Annotated in this window: 15 protein-coding genes; 5 read left to right on the top strand and 10 right to left on the bottom strand. The window is 45.6% G+C overall.

Annotated elements, in window-relative coordinates:
- Positions 1-133: 133 nt before the first annotated feature.
- The 6 genes from AC1P5O_RS08900 to AC1P5O_RS08875 all read right to left on the bottom strand — a co-directional run bounded on the left by AC1P5O_RS08900 (position 134) and on the right by AC1P5O_RS08875 (position 5,783).
- On the bottom strand, positions 134-1,327 hold the full coding sequence (locus tag AC1P5O_RS08900; RefSeq protein ID WP_005105430.1) for a hypothetical protein: 1,194 nt from the start codon (positions 1,325-1,327) through the stop codon (positions 134-136).
- 6 nt (positions 1,328-1,333) lie between these two features.
- Entirely contained in the window at positions 1,334-2,173 is an 840-nt protein-coding gene (locus AC1P5O_RS08895; protein ID WP_348941981.1) for a hypothetical protein, read from the bottom strand.
- Positions 2,170-2,943 (bottom strand): uroporphyrinogen-III synthase, encoded by a 774-nt coding sequence (locus AC1P5O_RS08890; RefSeq protein ID WP_499005971.1) that lies wholly within the window; start codon positions 2,941-2,943, stop codon positions 2,170-2,172. The genes AC1P5O_RS08895 and AC1P5O_RS08890 overlap by 4 nt, the downstream gene beginning before the upstream one ends.
- Before the next feature lie 5 nt (positions 2,944-2,948).
- Complete coding sequence (hemC, locus tag AC1P5O_RS08885; protein WP_004647306.1) at positions 2,949-3,872, bottom strand: hydroxymethylbilane synthase; 924 nt, start codon at positions 3,870-3,872, stop codon at positions 2,949-2,951.
- 108 nt (positions 3,873-3,980) lie between these two features.
- Entirely contained in the window at positions 3,981-4,721 is a 741-nt protein-coding gene (locus AC1P5O_RS08880; RefSeq protein WP_004278633.1) for a LytR/AlgR family response regulator transcription factor, read from the bottom strand.
- 69 nt (positions 4,722-4,790) lie between these two features.
- Positions 4,791-5,783 carry a sensor histidine kinase gene (locus AC1P5O_RS08875; protein ID WP_318270454.1) on the bottom strand — a complete coding sequence of 331 codons (993 nt, stop codon included), beginning with the start codon at positions 5,781-5,783 and terminating at the stop codon, positions 4,791-4,793.
- Between the two features lie 152 nt (positions 5,784-5,935).
- Between AC1P5O_RS08875 and argH the strand changes: the two genes are divergently transcribed.
- Both argH and AC1P5O_RS08865 read left to right on the top strand, forming a co-directional pair.
- Positions 5,936-7,366 carry an argininosuccinate lyase gene (argH, locus tag AC1P5O_RS08870; RefSeq protein WP_026055759.1) on the top strand — a complete coding sequence of 477 codons (1,431 nt, stop codon included), beginning with the start codon at positions 5,936-5,938 and terminating at the stop codon, positions 7,364-7,366.
- 15 nt (positions 7,367-7,381) lie between these two features.
- On the top strand, positions 7,382-7,651 hold the full coding sequence (locus tag AC1P5O_RS08865; RefSeq protein ID WP_004278636.1) for an oxidative damage protection protein: 270 nt from the start codon (positions 7,382-7,384) through the stop codon (positions 7,649-7,651).
- A gap of 662 nt (positions 7,652-8,313) precedes the next feature.
- On the opposite strand, the gene pgsA is transcribed toward AC1P5O_RS08865, so the two are convergent.
- From pgsA to uvrC, 3 genes are all read right to left on the bottom strand, one after another.
- The gene (gene pgsA / locus AC1P5O_RS08860) at positions 8,314-8,901 is read right to left on the bottom strand and encodes a CDP-diacylglycerol--glycerol-3-phosphate 3-phosphatidyltransferase (protein ID WP_016806864.1); all 588 of its coding nucleotides are present in this window, start codon (positions 8,899-8,901) and stop codon (positions 8,314-8,316) included.
- 107 nt (positions 8,902-9,008) lie between these two features.
- Complete coding sequence (locus AC1P5O_RS08855) at positions 9,009-9,803, bottom strand: thioesterase family protein (RefSeq protein ID WP_064094995.1); 795 nt, start codon at positions 9,801-9,803, stop codon at positions 9,009-9,011.
- A gap of 115 nt (positions 9,804-9,918) precedes the next feature.
- Complete coding sequence (gene uvrC, locus AC1P5O_RS08850; RefSeq protein ID WP_064094996.1) at positions 9,919-11,718, bottom strand: excinuclease ABC subunit UvrC; 1,800 nt, start codon at positions 11,716-11,718, stop codon at positions 9,919-9,921.
- Between the two features lie 340 nt (positions 11,719-12,058).
- On the opposite strand from uvrC, the gene AC1P5O_RS08845 reads away from it, so the two are divergent.
- Positions 12,059-12,952 carry an AAA family ATPase gene (locus tag AC1P5O_RS08845; RefSeq protein ID WP_004647299.1) on the top strand — a complete coding sequence of 298 codons (894 nt, stop codon included), beginning with the start codon at positions 12,059-12,061 and terminating at the stop codon, positions 12,950-12,952.
- Between the two features lie 17 nt (positions 12,953-12,969).
- On the opposite strand, the gene AC1P5O_RS08840 is transcribed toward AC1P5O_RS08845, so the two are convergent.
- A complete protein-coding gene (locus AC1P5O_RS08840; RefSeq protein WP_004278641.1) occupies positions 12,970-13,383 on the bottom strand; it encodes a PH domain-containing protein in 414 nt (137 codons plus the stop codon).
- A 586-nt stretch (positions 13,384-13,969) separates the two neighbouring features.
- Between AC1P5O_RS08840 and fadB the strand changes: the two genes are divergently transcribed.
- Together fadB and fadA are read left to right on the top strand one after the other, a co-directional pair.
- Positions 13,970-16,120: a fatty acid oxidation complex subunit alpha FadB gene (fadB, locus tag AC1P5O_RS08835; RefSeq protein ID WP_005105413.1), complete on the top strand. Its 2,151-nt coding sequence runs from the start codon at positions 13,970-13,972 to the stop codon at positions 16,118-16,120.
- 12 nt (positions 16,121-16,132) lie between these two features.
- A complete protein-coding gene (fadA, locus tag AC1P5O_RS08830; RefSeq protein ID WP_004278643.1) occupies positions 16,133-17,305 on the top strand; it encodes an acetyl-CoA C-acyltransferase FadA in 1,173 nt (390 codons plus the stop codon).
- Positions 17,306-17,421: the final 116 nt, after the last annotated feature.

Here is a 17,421-nt window from a genome sequence, read left to right as displayed (position 1 = left end):
AGAAAGTAACTTAGACCAGTGTTGATCATTCAGCATTGTACGAGGCATAGCGAGAAGTAAATTTGGTTTGGCGATTAAATTTTACTTTCTCGCTATTTTTTTGAACAGAAAATGTCAACAGGCCCTATTATTCTCAAGTCTTAATTTCTATAAAGTTTACATTCGATTCAAATACTGCATTTAACTGCTGTAGCAAGTCCTCCCGATCTTGTAAGGCAGCTTTAATTCTTAAATAACTCATACGAATATCATCCGGATACAAGTCAAGTAGTTGCTGGGCTTGATCTGTATAGCCTGTGGCTTGCAACACATGCCATTTTGCAAAGCTTAAAATCGGCAATGCTGGATATTTGGCTTCCCAGTGCGAAATCTGTTGTGCAATCGCCTCATAATCTGGATTTTTCCGCAATAACTGTTGCTGGAACCACAAATAAAAGACATCCTGATTAAATTGCTGTTCCATTAAATGAATCGCGAGCACTTCATGCTCGGCACTCATTTCTGGCATTCTAAATAATAATTTCAACCATAATAACTTGACTGAATAGTCACGATCAAATATCTGAGGTTTTAAATCTAAATAACGTTGCTGTAAATAAAATAAATCGTCCTGTGTGGCTTGATCATAGGCCAATAATAATTGTTCCAGCCATGTTTTTTTTACTTCTTGGTCCAAATGCCCATATTGGGTCGAACGTAAATATAACCAGGGAAACTGCATGGCAAATACTCCCCATAATGCAACAAGGCGCTGCTCATAGGCTGTTTTAACCTGCATTAACCAAGGTGATAATTCATGCTGATTTAAAAACTCCAAATGGGTAAGTGCTTGTTCACCTTGCTGTTGTGATAAATAAATTTCAATCCGTTGCAATTCTGCCAATTCAAATGCCATGGGATTGGATTGGTTTAAAGCAGTTAATGCATGGGTATATTGCTGTTGTCCCCAAGATAAACGTGCATCAATAATATGCTTGAGTAAACCCGACTTGGTGAAAGACTGCTGAATAAAATCCCGCTGATCCTGAGCAGCGTTTAATAACCAGATGACTGCCAATTGTTCATAAGGGTGCAAGCGGGAAAAACTAAAGACTGTTTCAGTTTTACGCTGTTCACGGCTGCGATACTGCTTGATCGCATACCAGATGCAATGCATCAAAAAACTTACACTGACCAAGGATGCGGCCAAAAACCAGAGGGTGGTTTGTAACTGCCACTCGCGCCAATACAGATAGACATAGCCAGCCCCATGTCCATAACTCAGGATACTCAGCACCGCAATGCCAAGTAAGCAGACAAATAAATAGGCCAGCAGAATCTGTTTCATAAGCAATTAGCCCACTAGGGTGCGTGTGTTTAATAATGGAATCGGAGTAATCGGGGTGGCCTTAATTTGATTCAATTGCTGAATCCATTTTTGGCTCTGTGCATCCGGCAATTGCTCCAAGACTTCAATCACGGCATTCAGTGCCTGCTGAAAAGCGACGGATTGGTCTTTTTGCAAGGTATTTTGTGCGATGAGCAAGCGCAATTGGGCCTCTTTCAGTACCAGATGCCGTTGCATCAAGACTATGCTTGGCTGATCTGCGGATTCAATCTGAACCCAGCGCTGCCAGAAAGAGCGTTGAGTTTCTGGACGCTGACGATATGGTGTCCGAATTTCTTTTTCAATTTCAGTATCCATCTGCACCAAAACTTCTTTTACTTTATTTTGCTGCACTAATCGGCTGTTCACGAATTTTTTCAGCATGTCCTGATCTTTCGCAATTACTTGCTGCAAACTACTGACCAAGGCAGGCGCTAAAACATAATCATCCAGCTCATTGGATAACTGAGTTAATTTTTCTATTGCAGTGGCGTATTGTTGCTGTTGCAGTGCAAATTCGATCAGATCCAGATGTTGCTGTACCAAGGCAATATCATTTTGCGTTGCATCAATTGTCACTTCACGTCCTGACGCTTTAGATGAAGTGGTTCCAGCATTTTCCTGCTGAGCAGAAATCTGGCGTTTTAAAGCCACGAACTGATCATTGAGATTGGCATTTTGCTGCTGTAACTGATTGATGCTTTGATTGAATTCAGTCTGTGCTGTATTCAGAACATGTAAGTCGTAGCTGAGCTTAACTAGCCACGCCATACTCAAGATGAACAATACAATGAATAGTTTCTTCATGCGTTCCCTAATATCAGCCTCATTTTCTGCAAGATCGTGTTTGCGTCTAAATCATCGATTTCTACGAATTGAAAACTTGCCTGATGCTGCTGTTGATATTCCCCAAGAATAGTAGCCAAACGTGGCCCCAAAACCAAATAACAGACGTGCTGCATGAACTCTGCATCATCCTGCATAAGTGCCAGCCAGTTTAACCAGCTTGCTTCACTGGTGATCAGAACTGCAAAACGCTGCTGCGTCTTAAGCAGCCCCAGGTTCTTTGCCAAAATCGTTGCTGTCGTTTCAGGACATTGCCGCCGGTACAAAATAAAGTTTAAAACTTTAATATTGCTGGCACGTAAATGATCCATCATAAATTGACGACCACCTTCTCCGCGCCAGAAGGCTACACCTGAACCAGAAGCCAGTTGCTTCAACACAGGCAATTGCAGCATGCCTTCCGAAGTTTCGACCTCAGGCACATGACTATGAATGCCATAGCTCGCCAATGCCTGTTCAGTGGCTTTACCCACTGCCACCCAATGCACCTGTGCCAAAGTCGAGAGCGCGACTCCAGCCTGTTGCAAATATTGCATACCAATCTGGGCAGCCGTCGGGCTAACCACCACAATAATCTGTGCCTGCTCCAGCTGCTGATACAAACTCGACAGCTCATCGGAATAAGGCATTGCATGCAGTTCGAGCAAAGGCAATTCTAAAACAGACACTTGCGCTGCCTGTAACTGCTGGGTCAAACCTGCAGCACGATCACTGGGGCGGGTATTAATCAATAACATCAGTGTGAATAGAGTGCTTTCAGCAACTCGCCAGCACCTTGATCAAGCAAGTCTTTTGCCAGCTTCACACCCAATTGCTCTGCATCTGCCGTTTTTCCAGTCTGCTGTGCCCGGAGCAAAACTGCTCCATCGATACTGCCTACACGACCTTCGATTGAAATCACACCCTCTTTGAGCGTGGCATAACCGGCAATCGGCACCTGACAGCCGCCTTCTAGATAGGCATTAAAGGCACGTTCGGCACGTACACACGCATCTGTATCCGCATGCAGGAGTGGCTGAATCAAGTCCAGCACCGTCTGATCATGAGTACGGCATTCCAGTCCCAATGCCCCTTGACCCACGGCCGGCAGACTGACTTCAGGCGTCAGAGTATGACGAATACGTTCTGCCAGACCCAAGCGTTTTAAACCGGCACTGGCCAGAATAATCGCATCATACTGGCCTGCATCCAGTTTAGATAAACGTGTGCCGACATTACCGCGTAAATCGATAATGTCCAGATCTGGACGCTGTTTTAAAATCTGGGTTTTACGGCGCAAGCTTGAGGTTCCGACTTTGGCGCCTTGTGGCAATTCTTCAAAACTAGTGTAGGTATTCGACACAAAGGCATCTAAGGGATCTTCACGTTCACAGATCACTGCCAGACTCAGACCTTCGGGCAAGGCCATCGGGACATCTTTCATGGAATGCACAGCCAGATCTGCACGACCATCCAGTAAAGCGGCTTCTAATTCTTTTACAAACAGTCCTTTTCCACCAATTTTAGCCAGTGGTGTATCTAGAATTTTATCGCCCTGTGTAACAAAAGTGACTAACTCGACCTGCAAACCAGCGTGCAAATCTTGTAGGCGCGCACGGATGTGTTCCGCTTGCCAAAGCGCAAGTGGACTTTGTCGAGTTGCAATTTTTAGGGTCTTCATAAATTTCAATAACAGTAAATGAGAACAATAGTCTAAACTTAACCTGCTCACTTGAAAATGCAAGTGAATTTATACAAGTTTCAACTGAATGCTCTCATTCATCCCCCGCTAAAGCTTTTGAATCCGATCTCGTAAAAACGGTAAATGTCGCCGACTAACCGCCAAACGATCGTCCAGCTCACGACAACGTACCTGATACTGACCAGAACTCACCACTTCCAGACCATCCAGATAATGCACCGAGATCAAGGCATTACGATGAATCCGGATAAACTGGTTCCCAAACTCCTGCTCTAACTCCTTTAAGGTTTCATCAATCAATACACTGCCGTTTTTATGACGCACAGTGACATATTTCTGATCCGCCAGAAAATAATAGATATTTTCAACTGGCACCAATTCGACACCACGATAGGTCTTTGCCGCAATCTGCTGGCGGCTGATATTGATTTCGTCCATATTTTCTTTTTGTTTTAGTTGGCTCATTTGAGCTTGGGTAAGTTTAGTTAAGTGCTCTAAAACCTGTGCCAATTCCTGTTGCATCACCGGTTTAAGCAAGTAGCCTTCGGCATTTGATTTAAATGCATCCAGCGCATGTTGGTCATAGGCCGTACAAAAGACAATGGCCGGCATTGGATCCAGTTGACGCAAATGTTGCGCACAAGCCAGTCCGTTCATTTCAGGCATTTGAATATCTAATAGGATGACATCGGGTTCGTATTGGTGAGCCAGATCAATCGCTTGACGGCCATGGCTTGCTGTCGCCACCACATCATGCCCCAGTTGAGAGACCAAACGTGATAAACGCTCGACGGCCAAAGGCTCATCATCACAAATCAGGATGTCCATTTCTCCTCCTTACCCAGTTAACATCATCAGATGAATGATAAAGCTAACTGCGATTTCTTTGATTTATTTTTATTTATATTGATATCGCACTACCGTCGTAAACATCCCTTCGCCGGCAAAGGTTTGAAAAGTCACACTGGGTCCATAATAAGCTTGCAGACGCTGTCTGACATTTTCTATTGCAATACCATGTCCCTTTTTTAAAGTTTTATTATCCTGTGCATAAGGGTTCGTTATGATGATATTAATTTGATTTTGCAATATTTCAACCAATATGCTTATGGTACTCTTTGTAAGAATTTTTTCAACTCCATGGAAAATACTATTTTCTAGCAAGGGTTGTAAAGTTAATAATGGAATTTGAACTTGTGAGTATAAGTCTTTGTTTTCTAACTTCCATTCGACCTGCAAACGCTCACCTAGACGGATCTGCTCAATCTCCAGATAGCGCTGGCACAGATCAATTTCCTCCTGCAGGTTGACCAGTTTTAATTCCTGAAAACTGGCACGAAATAACCGTGACAAATTCAGCAGCATGTGCTCGGCTTTATCCGGATTGATACTGATCAGGCTGATCACACTGTTCATGCTGTTAAACAAAAAATGCGGCTGAATCCGTGCCTGCATGGCCTGAATCCTAGCATTCAACTCACTATGCTGCTGCTGCTCCCATTGCTCACGCAAATAAAGATAGCGAAAACAGAAAGTTCCCAGCAAAATTCCCAGACTTAAATGGAGTCCGACCCGATCCAGCGCAATCGCCAGGTTTAAATCCTGAAAATTAAAATTCTGTCCAAAATATATCAAGATATTCAGGTTCACCGTAGTGAGCAGTACAATTGCCTGTAACAGCAGAAATCCAGAAATCAAAGCCAGTTTGATTCCCATACGTTGAAAGGCTTGATGGAACAGCTCGACCAGTGCTGCAAAACATAACAGTACCCAGTTGATATACAGGATATATTGCAGCAGGTGCATTCCATTCAAAGCCTGCCAGGATTGCGCTTCTGCAAGCGCCAGAATCATGGCCAGAATATTGCCGCCAGCAAACAGTTCCAGCAAATAGCGTAGATTGCCGATCTGGCTAAAAAAATAGGAATTTTGCGTCTGTTCGTTTATCGATGTAAAAGATTGAGCAGATGTGACTTCGGCAATGGGCTTTGAATTTGTTATACTCTTTTTCGTTCTACTGCTTTTAATCTGATTGAGCCGACATGACCACATCTTCTAATTCCTCTAATCCATCACACGCCCAGACTTCGGGTATGTGGGGCGGTCGTTTCTCTGAAGCGACTGATGCTTTTGTTGCTGAATTTACAGCATCTGTTCAATTTGACCAACGTTTTTATAAACAAGATATTGCAGGCTCGATTGCCCATGCAACCATGCTGGCAAAAGTGGGCGTACTGACCACGCAAGAACGCGATGACATTATTGAAGGTCTGACAGCGATTCAAGCCGATATTGAAGCAGGCAACTTTGAATGGCGCATTGATTTAGAAGATGTCCACATGAACATTGAGTCACGCCTGACTCAACGTATCGGCATTACTGGCAAGAAACTGCATACCGGTCGTAGCCGTAATGACCAGGTGGCGACAGATATCCGTCTTTATGTACGCGATGAAATCGATAGCATCCTGGAATTACTGAAAAAACTAGAAAAAGGTATTTTAAGCTTAGCGGCTAAAAACACCGACACCATCATGCCAGGCTTCACCCACTTGCAAACCGCTCAGCCAGTGACTTTTGGTCATCATCTAATGGCTTGGTTTGAAATGCTGGTACGCGATTCAGAACGTCTGATTGATTGCCGTAAGCGTGTCAACCGTATGCCGCTTGGTTCTGCTGCACTTGCAGGTACTACTTATCCAATCGACCGTGCTTATACTGCTGAACTGCTAGGTTTTGAAGCTGTTGCTGAAAACTCGCTGGATGCAGTATCGGATCGTGACTTTGCGATTGAATTTAATGCCGCTGCATCTTTAATTATGATGCATTTATCACGTATGTCTGAAGAACTGATTCTATGGACATCTGCACAGTTCAAATTCGTGAATATTCCAGATCGCTTCTGTACTGGCTCTTCAATCATGCCGCAGAAGAAAAATCCGGATGTGCCTGAACTGGTACGTGGTAAAACCGGCCGTGTCTATGGCGATTTGATGAGCCTGCTGACTTTAATGAAAGGCCAGCCTCTAGCCTATAACAAAGACAATCAGGAAGATAAAGAGCCATTGTTCGATGCGATCGATACAGTTCGTGGTTCACTCATGGCATTTGCTGACATGATTCCTGCACTGGTTCCAAACATTGCTGAAATGCGCGAAGCAGCGCTGCGTGGTTTCTCAACTGCGACTGACCTGGCTGATTACTTGGTAAAAAACGGCGTTGCATTCCGTGATGCGCACGAGATTGTAGGTAAAGCGGTTGCACTCGGTGTACAAGAATCTAAAGACCTGTCTGAATTGACACTCGAACAACTGCAACAGTTCTCTGACCTGATTCAAGCAGACGTATTTGAAAAAGCCCTAACTCTTGAAGCTTCGGTGAATGCCCGTAATCACATTGGTGGCACCGCGCCTGCTCAAGTGAAAGCAGCCATTGAGCGTGCACATGCGCGTTTGGAACAACTTTACGCATAATTTTGGAGTATGGATATGTCTCGACAAGTTTTTTGCCGTAAGTATCAGGCGGACATGGAAGGTTTAGACTTTGCTCCATTCCCGGGGCCAAAGGGTCAGGAATTGTTTGACACCGTGTCTAAACAGGCTTGGCAAGAATGGCTAAAACACCAGACTACGCTAATTAATGAAAAGCGTTTGAACGTGTTTGAAGCAGATGCGAAAAAGTTTCTTGAAGAACAGCGTGAAAAGTTCTTTAACAATGATGCATCCCTAGAAAAAGCCGAAGGGCTGAAGCCTGAGTAAAAAAGAAAGCACTGCTTTTCTTTTTTACGTAAGACAAGGACGAAGTCCGCGTAGACTTTAATCTAAAAGAATCTCCAACTTTGGAGATTCTTTTTTATGTGTTGTTCTAAACATTACTCAAGACCAGCTAAGCACGTAGTTTTGAATGTAAAGAGCTCCCCATACAGAAGCTTTTCACATTAAAGCCCTACTTTTCTTTTGTTACACGAGACAAAGATAAAGTCCGCGTAGGCATAAATCTATCCCCTATCTCAAGGGATTTTTTGACTAAATCTAGCAAATCTTACTAACCAATATTTAGGGCACAAAAAACAGATTTTCACTTATCCTATTTCGTCTATCGAGTCAGTCACTATCCTACTGAAAAACATTTAGATTTGTATCAAAATAATGGATTGTAAAAGCAATATACAGAGTATTCACAAAACACAACATTCTGCTACAAGAAGCCACATGATTAAAAAAAACTATCTCTCTATAATGAGCCCTAAGAAGATGAGATATCTTTGAATAACTATAATAATAAGCAACAAATACCCCGATTTCATCCCAGTTCTTCCCCCAAAGACTGGGTATTTTTTTGCCTGCAATTTGCCGATTGGCTTGATAATTTAAGCGCATAAAAAAAGCCCCCTTTCAAGGAGCTTCTCTTTTCATTTCGATTAAGGCTGTTTCAGATATGGCCAAGCCGCTTTCAGATAAATGAACATCGACCATAAAGTGAGTACCACTGCGGTGTATAGCAAGGCATACGCCAGCATTTCCAGCGGTGGCCAATTTAACAGAAATACGGTGATGGCGATCATCTGGAAAGCAGTTTTGTATTTCCCCACCGTTGAAACCGCAACATTGGTCCGTGCACCCAACTCTGCCATCCACTCACGTAAGGCTGACACAGTAATTTCACGGGAAATAATTACAATCGCAGCAAAAGCCATCGACATGGAAGGCTGCCATTGCACCAGTACAATCAGTGCAGCCGCCACCATTAATTTATCTGCAACCGGATCGAGAAACCGCCCAAAAGCGGAAGTCTGATTTAATGTACGTGCCAGATAGCCATCAAACCAGTCCGTTACCGCAGCCACCACAAAGATCGTGGTTAAAATGATATGCCGCGTCATATCGGGGTTATGAGCATCAAAGCCCATTGCAGGTGGCCAGTAAGCCACCAATAAAAATACCGGAATAAGAGCGATACGCGCCAAGGTCAAGATATTTGGAATATTCAGGATACGACCTGTAGTCATAGACACCGCCAATTGTTCCCCTCATGTACGATGAAAATGCACACTTTTTTAGAGGTTTGATCCATCATTAATAGGCTTCACTTTATACGAATTGACCGAAAGTGTCACTAGGCAAACACCGTCACTGTTTGTCTTGCCATCGCAATCAGGCGATTTTCGGTATCCCACAGACAAGCATGTTCTGTCGCATAACCATCTGCAGCATGATCAGTAAATACTTTATATTTAAACCAATCATGCAATTGGTGTTGCACCGGATGCACATACGTCACGGTCCAGGTCAAGCTACTTGCAGGTGCCATTTTTTTAAACATCGGTAACACCCCGGGTGGCCAGATATCAAAAATAGCCATCAGGTCTGCGACCAGAAATTCACGGTTACGATGCTTTTCGGGATGAAAACGGCACCAGCCGCTAAAGTCTGGACGAGGGCTGCCACTACAGGGCAGATTGACATCCGCCCAGGCAATTTCAAAATGGTTATAACAGTCTGGCATGCCATAACCCGCAGGAATCTGAAACAACTGCTCTGGCGCAGCAAAGTCAGGAGCTTGGGCTTGTTGCTGCACCTGAATGGCGGAATCCCGGGAAATTCCAAAACTGGCAACCAGAATACTTTGCACGGCATCATCCTGCCATAAACGTACTTCAATCGTGGTCACCGACTTGCCCTGCCGCAGGATTTCAGCCGTCAACCGTACTTTGGCTTGCTGAATCGGGCCGACAAAGGTCACGCTACAACTCAGCAGATGCTTGGCAGGATCATTGATCTGTGTAACCGCTTTTTGCATCATCATCGCGGCAGCCAGACCACCATACAGGGTACGGCCCTGTAACCATCCCTGTGGAAATTCCACCCATTCCTGTTCGGCAATTTGTGCATAAAGTGCATGCAAAGACATGTTGGTCCCTCAGTAAGTCTTGATGCTTAGTATATTGGGCAAAATTCATCAGGTTGTGAATGTCACGTGACCCAAGCGTCAATGCGCACTTTGGCCCTTGCATTTAAGTCACGCGTCATTCATGCAGTACTTTATAAATCATTCTGGCCATGACTGAACCCAGTCCCGGCACCATTTGCAGATCTTTTTCTGAGGCTTTCAGCACCCCTTGAATTCCGCCAAAATGAGTCAGCAGGTCACGACGGCGTTTTGGTCCCAGCCCCGGAATGACTTCCAACACTGATGAACCCCGTTTCTTGTCACGTTTGGCACGGTGCTTGGTAATCGCAAAACGGTGTGCTTCATCACGCACCTGCTGAATCAGATGCAGCGCCTTATGATCCTCCGGTAATTGAATTTTACTGCCATCGGTAAAGTGCAGGGTTTCCAGACCGGGCTTACGTCCCTCACCTTTGGACACACCAACCATAAAAGCATCCAGTCCCAGTTCCTGCATAACTTCCATCGCCATGTGCAATTGCCCCTTGCCACCATCAATCAGCAGCAAGTCTGGCAACAGGGCTTTTTTATAACGACGGGTCAGCGCCTGACGCATGGCAGCATAATCATCGCCCGCCTGAATATCCTGAATGGAAAACTGGCGATAATCGCGCTTGCGCGCGCCACCACTATCAAAGACCACACAGGACGCCACGGTATCTTCGCCCATGGTATGTGAAATATCGAAGCACTCGATCCGGTCTACAGGACGGCCGACCACCTGCTCCAGCTGATGAAAACGCTCATTTAATTCTATATGATTGGCTAGCTTGCCCTGAATCGCGTGCTGTACATTCATCTGCGCCAGTTCCAGCCATTCGGCCCGGGTTTCGCGGACTTTAGACTTGATCTGGATTTTCTTGCCAAAATGCTGCGACAGTGCTGCTTCCAGTTCCTTACGATCAGCCACTTCCAGATTGACAATCAGTTCAGCCGGGATTTCATCTGCCACCTGAAAATAAAAATTGGCAATAAAATCGGCCAGCATTTGCCCCAGGTCATCACTAAGCATATCCGGGAAATAACTTTTCCCACCCAGCATTTTACCGTTGCGCACATGCATGATCTGCACACAGGTCACTCCGGCCTGATAAGCAATCGACAGGATATCGGCTTCGCCTTTGAGCTTATAAATCGCCTGCTGTGACTGTACCTCTCTTAACAGCGCCATCCGGTCCCGATAGAACACCGCTTTTTCAAATTCCAGCGCTTCAGCGGCCGCTTCCATTTTTGCGATCAGTTCCTGATTCAGCTCCTTGGTATCACCCTGCAAAAATCGGATCGAGTTATCGACATCTGCCTTATAGTCTTCTGGAGAAATAAATCCGACACAGGGCGCAGAGCAGCGTTTGATCTGGTATTGCAGACATGGCCGGGTCCGGTTGGCAAAAAAACTGTTTTCACAGGAACGCACATTGAACAGTTTTTGTAGCACCACCAGAGTATCCCGGGCGGTATACGCACTCGGATAAGGTCCAAAAAACTTGCCCACCTGGTGCTTGCCCTTGCCGCGCCCACTGGCTAAACGCGGATAGGGTTTATCTGCCGAAACAAAAATATAGACATAAGATTTGTCATCACGCAGCATGATGTTATAGGGCGGATGATGCAGCTTGATCAGGTTCTGTTCCAGCAACAAGGCTTCAGTTTCAGAACGTACCACCAGGGTCTGGATATCATAAATCCGTGCCACCAAGGCCTGGGTTTTGGGATGATCCAGCGTTTTGACAAAATAGCTGGAGACCCGGTTTTTCAGGTTTTTGGCTTTACCCACATACAATAATTCGCCGTCTTTGCCATACATCCGGTAGACCCCGGGCAGGCTGGTCATATTCGCCAGGATTTTTTCAATATGGGGGCGTGCGTTTTCGTTCACCTAAAGCCTATTTTTCATCTACAATCTGCAGATATATGTGATGATTTTTGCGTCATTTTCAAGCAAAAACACAAAATTCCCCTGAAGTTGCCATTCAATCTTAAAGTTCCTGTCGGGTTATCCCCCAATCTATAATCCTTACGGCATAAACTGATTGTTAAAAGCTATAAATTTCAACCTTTAACTTTGTTATGCTCAAAAAGTCTAGTTTTGAGATGTTTCATATGACCGTGCAGCAATCGGGCATTCATATTGTTCAACCCTCTACCTCACCCATCACCCGTCTGAACGTGATCGCCTGATTGGCAAACCGCGTTTTCATTTCGAGCCAAATAATGTAATGCAGCTGCTACGTGAACGGATTATTGGACAGGATGCAGCCCTGAATGAAATTGAAAAAATGCTGCATGTGGTCAAGGCAGATTTTTCCAGCCCGGATCGCTCTTTGTCGGTTACCTTGATGCTGGCCCCTACTGGCGTCGGTAAAACTGAAACCGTGCGTCTGATTGCCGAAGCGATCTATGGTCGCCCGGACGCCTTTTGCCGGATTGATATGAATACTCTGGCACAGGAACATTATGCCGCGGCTTTGACCGGCGCACCGCCCGGTTATGTTGGCTCTAAAGAAGGCCACAGCCTGTTTGATGAGCTAGAAAAAGCCAGTAACGAAGTGATTCGCGGCTTGATGAACGTGCTGGATACTGGCCGGCTGACCTTGACAGCGGGCACTAAAACTATCGATTTTCGCAACTGCATGATCTTTATGACCAGCAATGTCGGGGCACAGGCGGCGCAGCAATATCTGGACAAACTCAGCTATCTGCCTGAGAAAATGCAGGCGCTGTGTCTGAAGCGCGTTCCCACCCAGCGCATCATTGAAAAAGTCATGCAGCGTAAATTCGACCCTGAATTTCTGAACCGGATTGACCGCAGCCTGCATTATCAGGCGGTACAGCATGATGCCCTGCCACGTCTGGTCGAAATTGAACTGGATAAACTGAACAAGCGCTTGCAACATCAGCAACGCAGCGTGCATTTAAGCGCTTCAGCCAAAGCCTATTTCTATCAGGACCATGATATTCGTTACGGCGCCCGACATTTGGGCCGCAAGATGCGTACCGAACTGGAGCCGATTCTGGCGCTGTATTTTTTAAACCAGCCTGAGCAGTTCAGTCTGCATCTGGACTGTGTCGATGGACAGCTGGTGGTTCTGCCTGAGCAAGCAAAAGCTTAACTAAGGCAGACTCGATATCAGTTTTTATTCGGCTGAAGCGCCTGTATAAAAGCAGTCTGATCTTTGGGTGAAACCAATATAAATTTCTGCATGCCCGCATCTGTATAGTCAATTCGCAGACGCTTTAAGGATAAGGCTGGCGCAATGATAGAGTGGTCTGTGGGCTGAATGGATTGGATTTCACTTAACGGAATCTTCCAGCTTAACCACAGGCTTTTTATGGTCAACACCCCATTGTCTACCACATAGCGCGTACTCCACAGCGGCCACCATAAAATGATAATAGTCAGGACATAAACCGCAGTGTGCAGCGGATATTGCTGCATAGTGCCTTTGGCCTGCATGGTCAGCAGTAGTTGCAGCAACAGGCCACTCATACAAATCACAAAAGCCAGCAGCCACCAGTCTTTTTTAGAACGAAATACGTGCATCGATATCCCCCATATCTTGGTGCATGATCATCATAAACAATTCCATAGCAGATGACAGGGATTCAACCCGGCAGGATGGGAATTATTTTAAATCACACATCGACAGGATCGTTCCCATTTTCGATCTCATCAGAAAAGTTCAGTAACTCAAATGATCTAATACACTGTTATTTGTGCTGATTAAATACTATCAGCAAAGACCTGAAAGTCCTGCGCTCAGCATACTTCGAGGCTAAAAATGGCAAGTTCAAGGATAGAAATTGACTGAATTGACAAAATTCCGCTAGAAATGCACCTTGAAAATCAGTCACCCTGCTCCATATCTATCAGGCTAATTGATAAAAAATAATGAATTGAAACAAAATCTTTGGTTCATCTTCTTTTAGAAAACTGAAAGGAAAAGTTATAGCGGGGCGGATCAGTCTGGCAGAAATTGATGACCATTGCGTCACGGCTTGATACAACTTGTTATGTTCTTTTTGGATATAGTTATCGTAAGATTAGCGAAGTCAAAAAGTGCGCGGGACATGCGCACTTGCTTCACAACATCAACTTAGAAGTCCTCCAAAATAAAGGAGATCAGGGCATGATCCACGCTGGCAATGCCATTACCGTCCAAATGCTTGAGGACGGGATTGCAGAATTCCGCTTTGACTTACAAGGTGAGTCCGTTAACAAATTCAACCGTGCAACGATTGAAGATTTCAAGGCTGCTATCGAAGCCGTCTCCCATGCCGATATTCAAGGTCTGATTGTGACTTCAGGCAAATCTACATTTATTGTAGGTGCTGATATCACTGAATTCGGCGACAACTTTGCTCAGGGTGAACAAGCGATTGTTGACTGGGCAATGCCAGTACATGAAATTTTTAACAGCTTCGAAGACCTCGACATTCCTAAAGTGGCTGCCATTAATGGCATGGCACTCGGTGGCGGTTTCGAAATGTGCCTGGTGTGTGACTACCGTGTCATGTCAGAGCAGGCGCAAGTGGGCCTGCCTGAAATCAAGCTGGGGATCTTCCCGGGCTTCGGTGGTACAGTACGTTTAAGCCGTCTGATCGGTATCGACAACGCGGTAGAATGGATGGCAATGGCCAATCCTAAAAAGCCAGCTGCTGCACTGAAAGACGGCGCAGTCGATGCTGTCGTTCCTGCTGACAAGCTACAAGATGCTGCACTTGATCTGGTGAAACAGGCGATTCATGGCCGTTTAGACTGGAAAACCAAGCGTCAGGAAAAACTCGATCCAGTTAAACTCAGCCCAATCGAACAGATGATGGCGTTTAACTCATCGAAAGGCATGGTTTTAGCAAAAGCGAATCCAGCTCAATACCCTGCGCCAAAATTATTGCTTGATTCATTACAAGCCGGTGCGAGCCTGCATCGTGATGACGCGCTGAAAGTGGAAGCTGAAGGTTTTGCTAAAGCAGCAGTCACACCACAAGCAGGTGCCTTGATCGGTTTGTTCCTGAACGACCAGATCGTGAAAAAAACCTCGAAGCGCTATGAAAAAGGTGCGCATCCAGTGAACCAGGCGGCTGTTCTAGGCGCGGGTATCATGGGTGGTGGTATTGCTTACCAGGCGGCAAGCAAAGGCACACCGATCATCATGAAAGACATCGGTAACCAGCAACTTGCTTTGGGTATGAAAGAAGCCAATGGTTTACTGACCAAACAAGTTGAACGTAAGAAGATGAAGCCTGCTCAAATGGGTGAAACTCTTGCGCGCATCCGTCCAACTTTAAGCTATGACGAGTTTAAAGAAGTGGACATCGTGATCGAAGCCGTGACTGAAAATCCAAAAGTCAAAGGTATCGTACTGAAAGAAACTGAAGCGAAAGTTCGTGACAACACGATCATTGCATCTAATACTTCTACGATTTCAATCACGCGCCTGGCTGAAAACCTGGAACGTCCTGAAAACTTCGTCGGTATGCACTTCTTTAACCCGGTACACATGATGCCACTGGTTGAAGTGATTCGCGGTGCGAAGACTTCTGACGAAGCGATTGCAACGACTGTGGTGCTTGCTCAGAAAATGGGTAAAACACCAATCGTGGTCAATGACTGCCCGGGCTTCCTGGTCAACCGCGTACTGTTCCCTTACTTCGGTGCATTTGACCTGTTGCTTAAAGATGGCGCTGACTTCCAGCAAATCGATAAAGTCATGGAAAAATTCGGCTGGCCAATGGGTCCTGCTTACCTGATGGACGTTGTCGGTATCGACACTGGCGTACACGGTGCAGAAGTGATGGCTGAAGGCTTCCCTGATCGCATGAAACCTGATTTCAAAGGCTCGATCCAAGTCATGTACGAAAACAAACGTCTGGGGCAAAAGAATGACGTTGGTTTCTACAAGTATGAACTTGACCGTAAAGGCAAAAAAGCCAAAGTGGTTGATCCGACTGCGTATGAGCTTGTAGCCTCTGTTGCAACTTCGGAAAAACGTGAATTTGACGCTCAGGAAATCATTGACCGTATGATGCTGGCTTTCTGTAACGAAACAGTTCGTTGCCTGGAAGACAACATTGTAGCGACTGCTGCTGAAGCAGATATGGCGATGATCATGGGTGTTGGTTTCCCGCCATTCCGTGGTGGTCCATGCCGTTACATCGATCAAACCGGTGTAGCTGAGTATGTTGCGCTTTGCAATAAGTATGCGCACCTTGGTAAAGCTTATGAAGCGCCAGAAATGTTGCGCGAAATGGCTGCTAACAACAAAAAATTCTACGGTTAAGGAGCAACGTGAATGGCTACTTTAAATCCACGTGACGTTGTCATCGTTGATGGCGTACGTTCAGCAATGGGTAAAACCAAAAACGGTATGTTCCGCAATGTACGTGCCGACTCGATGTCTGCTGAGCTTGTCCGTGCCCTGCTGGTACGTAACGAATTCGACCCGCATGAAGTTGAAGACGTAATCTGGGGCTGTGTGAACCAAACCCTAGAACAAGGTATGAACATTGCCCGTAATATCGCATTACTGGCAGACTTGCCGAAGACTGTTGCAGGTCAAACGGTGAACCGTCTTTGTGGTTCGTCTATGCAGGCGATTCACACTGCGGCTGCGCAAATTGCCACGAACCAGGGTGATATCTTCATCATCGGTGGTGTTGAGCACATGGGCCATGTGGGCATGATGCACGGCATCGACCTGAACCCTGAAGCGTCTAAGCATTATGCCAAAGCGTCGAACATGATGGGCTTAACTGCTGAAATGTTGGGTCGCATGAACGGTATTAGCCGTGAAGAACAGGATGCGTTTGGTGTGGAATCACATCGCCGTGCCTGGGCTGCGACTGAAAATGGCCTGTTCCAGAACGAGATCGTCGGCATTGAAGGTCATAATGCAGATGGCTACAAAATCCTGTGTGATATCGATGAAGTGATCCGTCCAGATGCGAACCTTGAATCGTTCAAATCTTTGCGTCCAGTCTTCGATCCGAAAGGCGGTACAGTAACTGCGGCAACATCTTCAGCTTTGTCTGATGGTGCTTCTGCAATGTTGTTGATGTCTGCTGAACGTGCTCAAGCTTTAGGTCTTAAGCCACGTGCTGTAATTCGCTCTATGGCGGTTGCGGGCTGTGATGCTGCGATCATGGGTTATGGTCCGGTTCCGGCAACACAAAAAGCGTTGAAACGCGCTGGTCTAGCGATTTCTGATATCCAAACCTTTGAATTGAACGAAGCCTTTGCTGCACAAGGTCTGTCTGTTCTTAAAGGCTTAGGTATTTATGACAAGCAAGACATCGTGAACCATAACGGTGGCGCGATTGCATTGGGTCACCCATTGGGTTGTTCTGGTGCGCGTATCACAACAACATTGCTGAACGTAATGGAACAGCAAGATACGCAAATCGGTCTTGCGACGATGTGTATCGGCCTAGGTCAAGGTATTGCGACCATTATCGAACGTGTTTAATTCTTAAATACCAAGATCAAAAAAAACCCCGCTTTTGCGGGGTTTTTTTGTCCCTTAAAATTCCCCAATCCAAATAAAGCTACATGGCAATATTTCCTACATAGCAACAACGCTAT

The organism is Prolinoborus fasciculus (genome assembly GCF_056724605.1).
Note: the sequence above shows the minus strand (reverse complement) of the source record. Positions and strands in the feature narration are given on the sequence as shown.

Bases quoted from the DNA above. Each gene is read 5' to 3' on its own strand.
- AC1P5O_RS08900 (WP_005105430.1), bottom strand. From the start codon at position 1,327: ATGAAACAGATTCTGCTGGCCTATTTATTTGTCTGCTTACTTGGCATT.
- AC1P5O_RS08895 (WP_348941981.1), bottom strand. From the start codon at position 2,173: ATGAAGAAACTATTCATTGTATTGTTCATCTTGAGTATGGCGTGGCTA.
- hemC (WP_004647306.1), bottom strand. From the start codon at position 3,872: ATGAAGACCCTAAAAATTGCAACTCGACAAAGTCCACTTGCGCTTTGG.
- AC1P5O_RS08880 (WP_004278633.1), bottom strand. From the start codon at position 4,721: ATGGACATCCTGATTTGTGATGATGAGCCTTTGGCCGTCGAGCGTTTA.
- argH (WP_026055759.1), top strand. From the start codon at position 5,936: ATGACCACATCTTCTAATTCCTCTAATCCATCACACGCCCAGACTTCG.
- AC1P5O_RS08865 (WP_004278636.1), top strand. From the start codon at position 7,382: ATGTCTCGACAAGTTTTTTGCCGTAAGTATCAGGCGGACATGGAAGGT.
- pgsA (WP_016806864.1), bottom strand. From the start codon at position 8,901: ATGACTACAGGTCGTATCCTGAATATTCCAAATATCTTGACCTTGGCG.
- AC1P5O_RS08855 (WP_064094995.1), bottom strand. From the start codon at position 9,803: ATGTCTTTGCATGCACTTTATGCACAAATTGCCGAACAGGAATGGGTG.
- AC1P5O_RS08845 (WP_004647299.1), top strand. From the start codon at position 12,059: ATGCAGCTGCTACGTGAACGGATTATTGGACAGGATGCAGCCCTGAAT.
- AC1P5O_RS08840 (WP_004278641.1), bottom strand. From the start codon at position 13,383: ATGCACGTATTTCGTTCTAAAAAAGACTGGTGGCTGCTGGCTTTTGTG.
- fadB (WP_005105413.1), top strand. From the start codon at position 13,970: ATGATCCACGCTGGCAATGCCATTACCGTCCAAATGCTTGAGGACGGG.
- fadA (WP_004278643.1), top strand. From the start codon at position 16,133: ATGGCTACTTTAAATCCACGTGACGTTGTCATCGTTGATGGCGTACGT.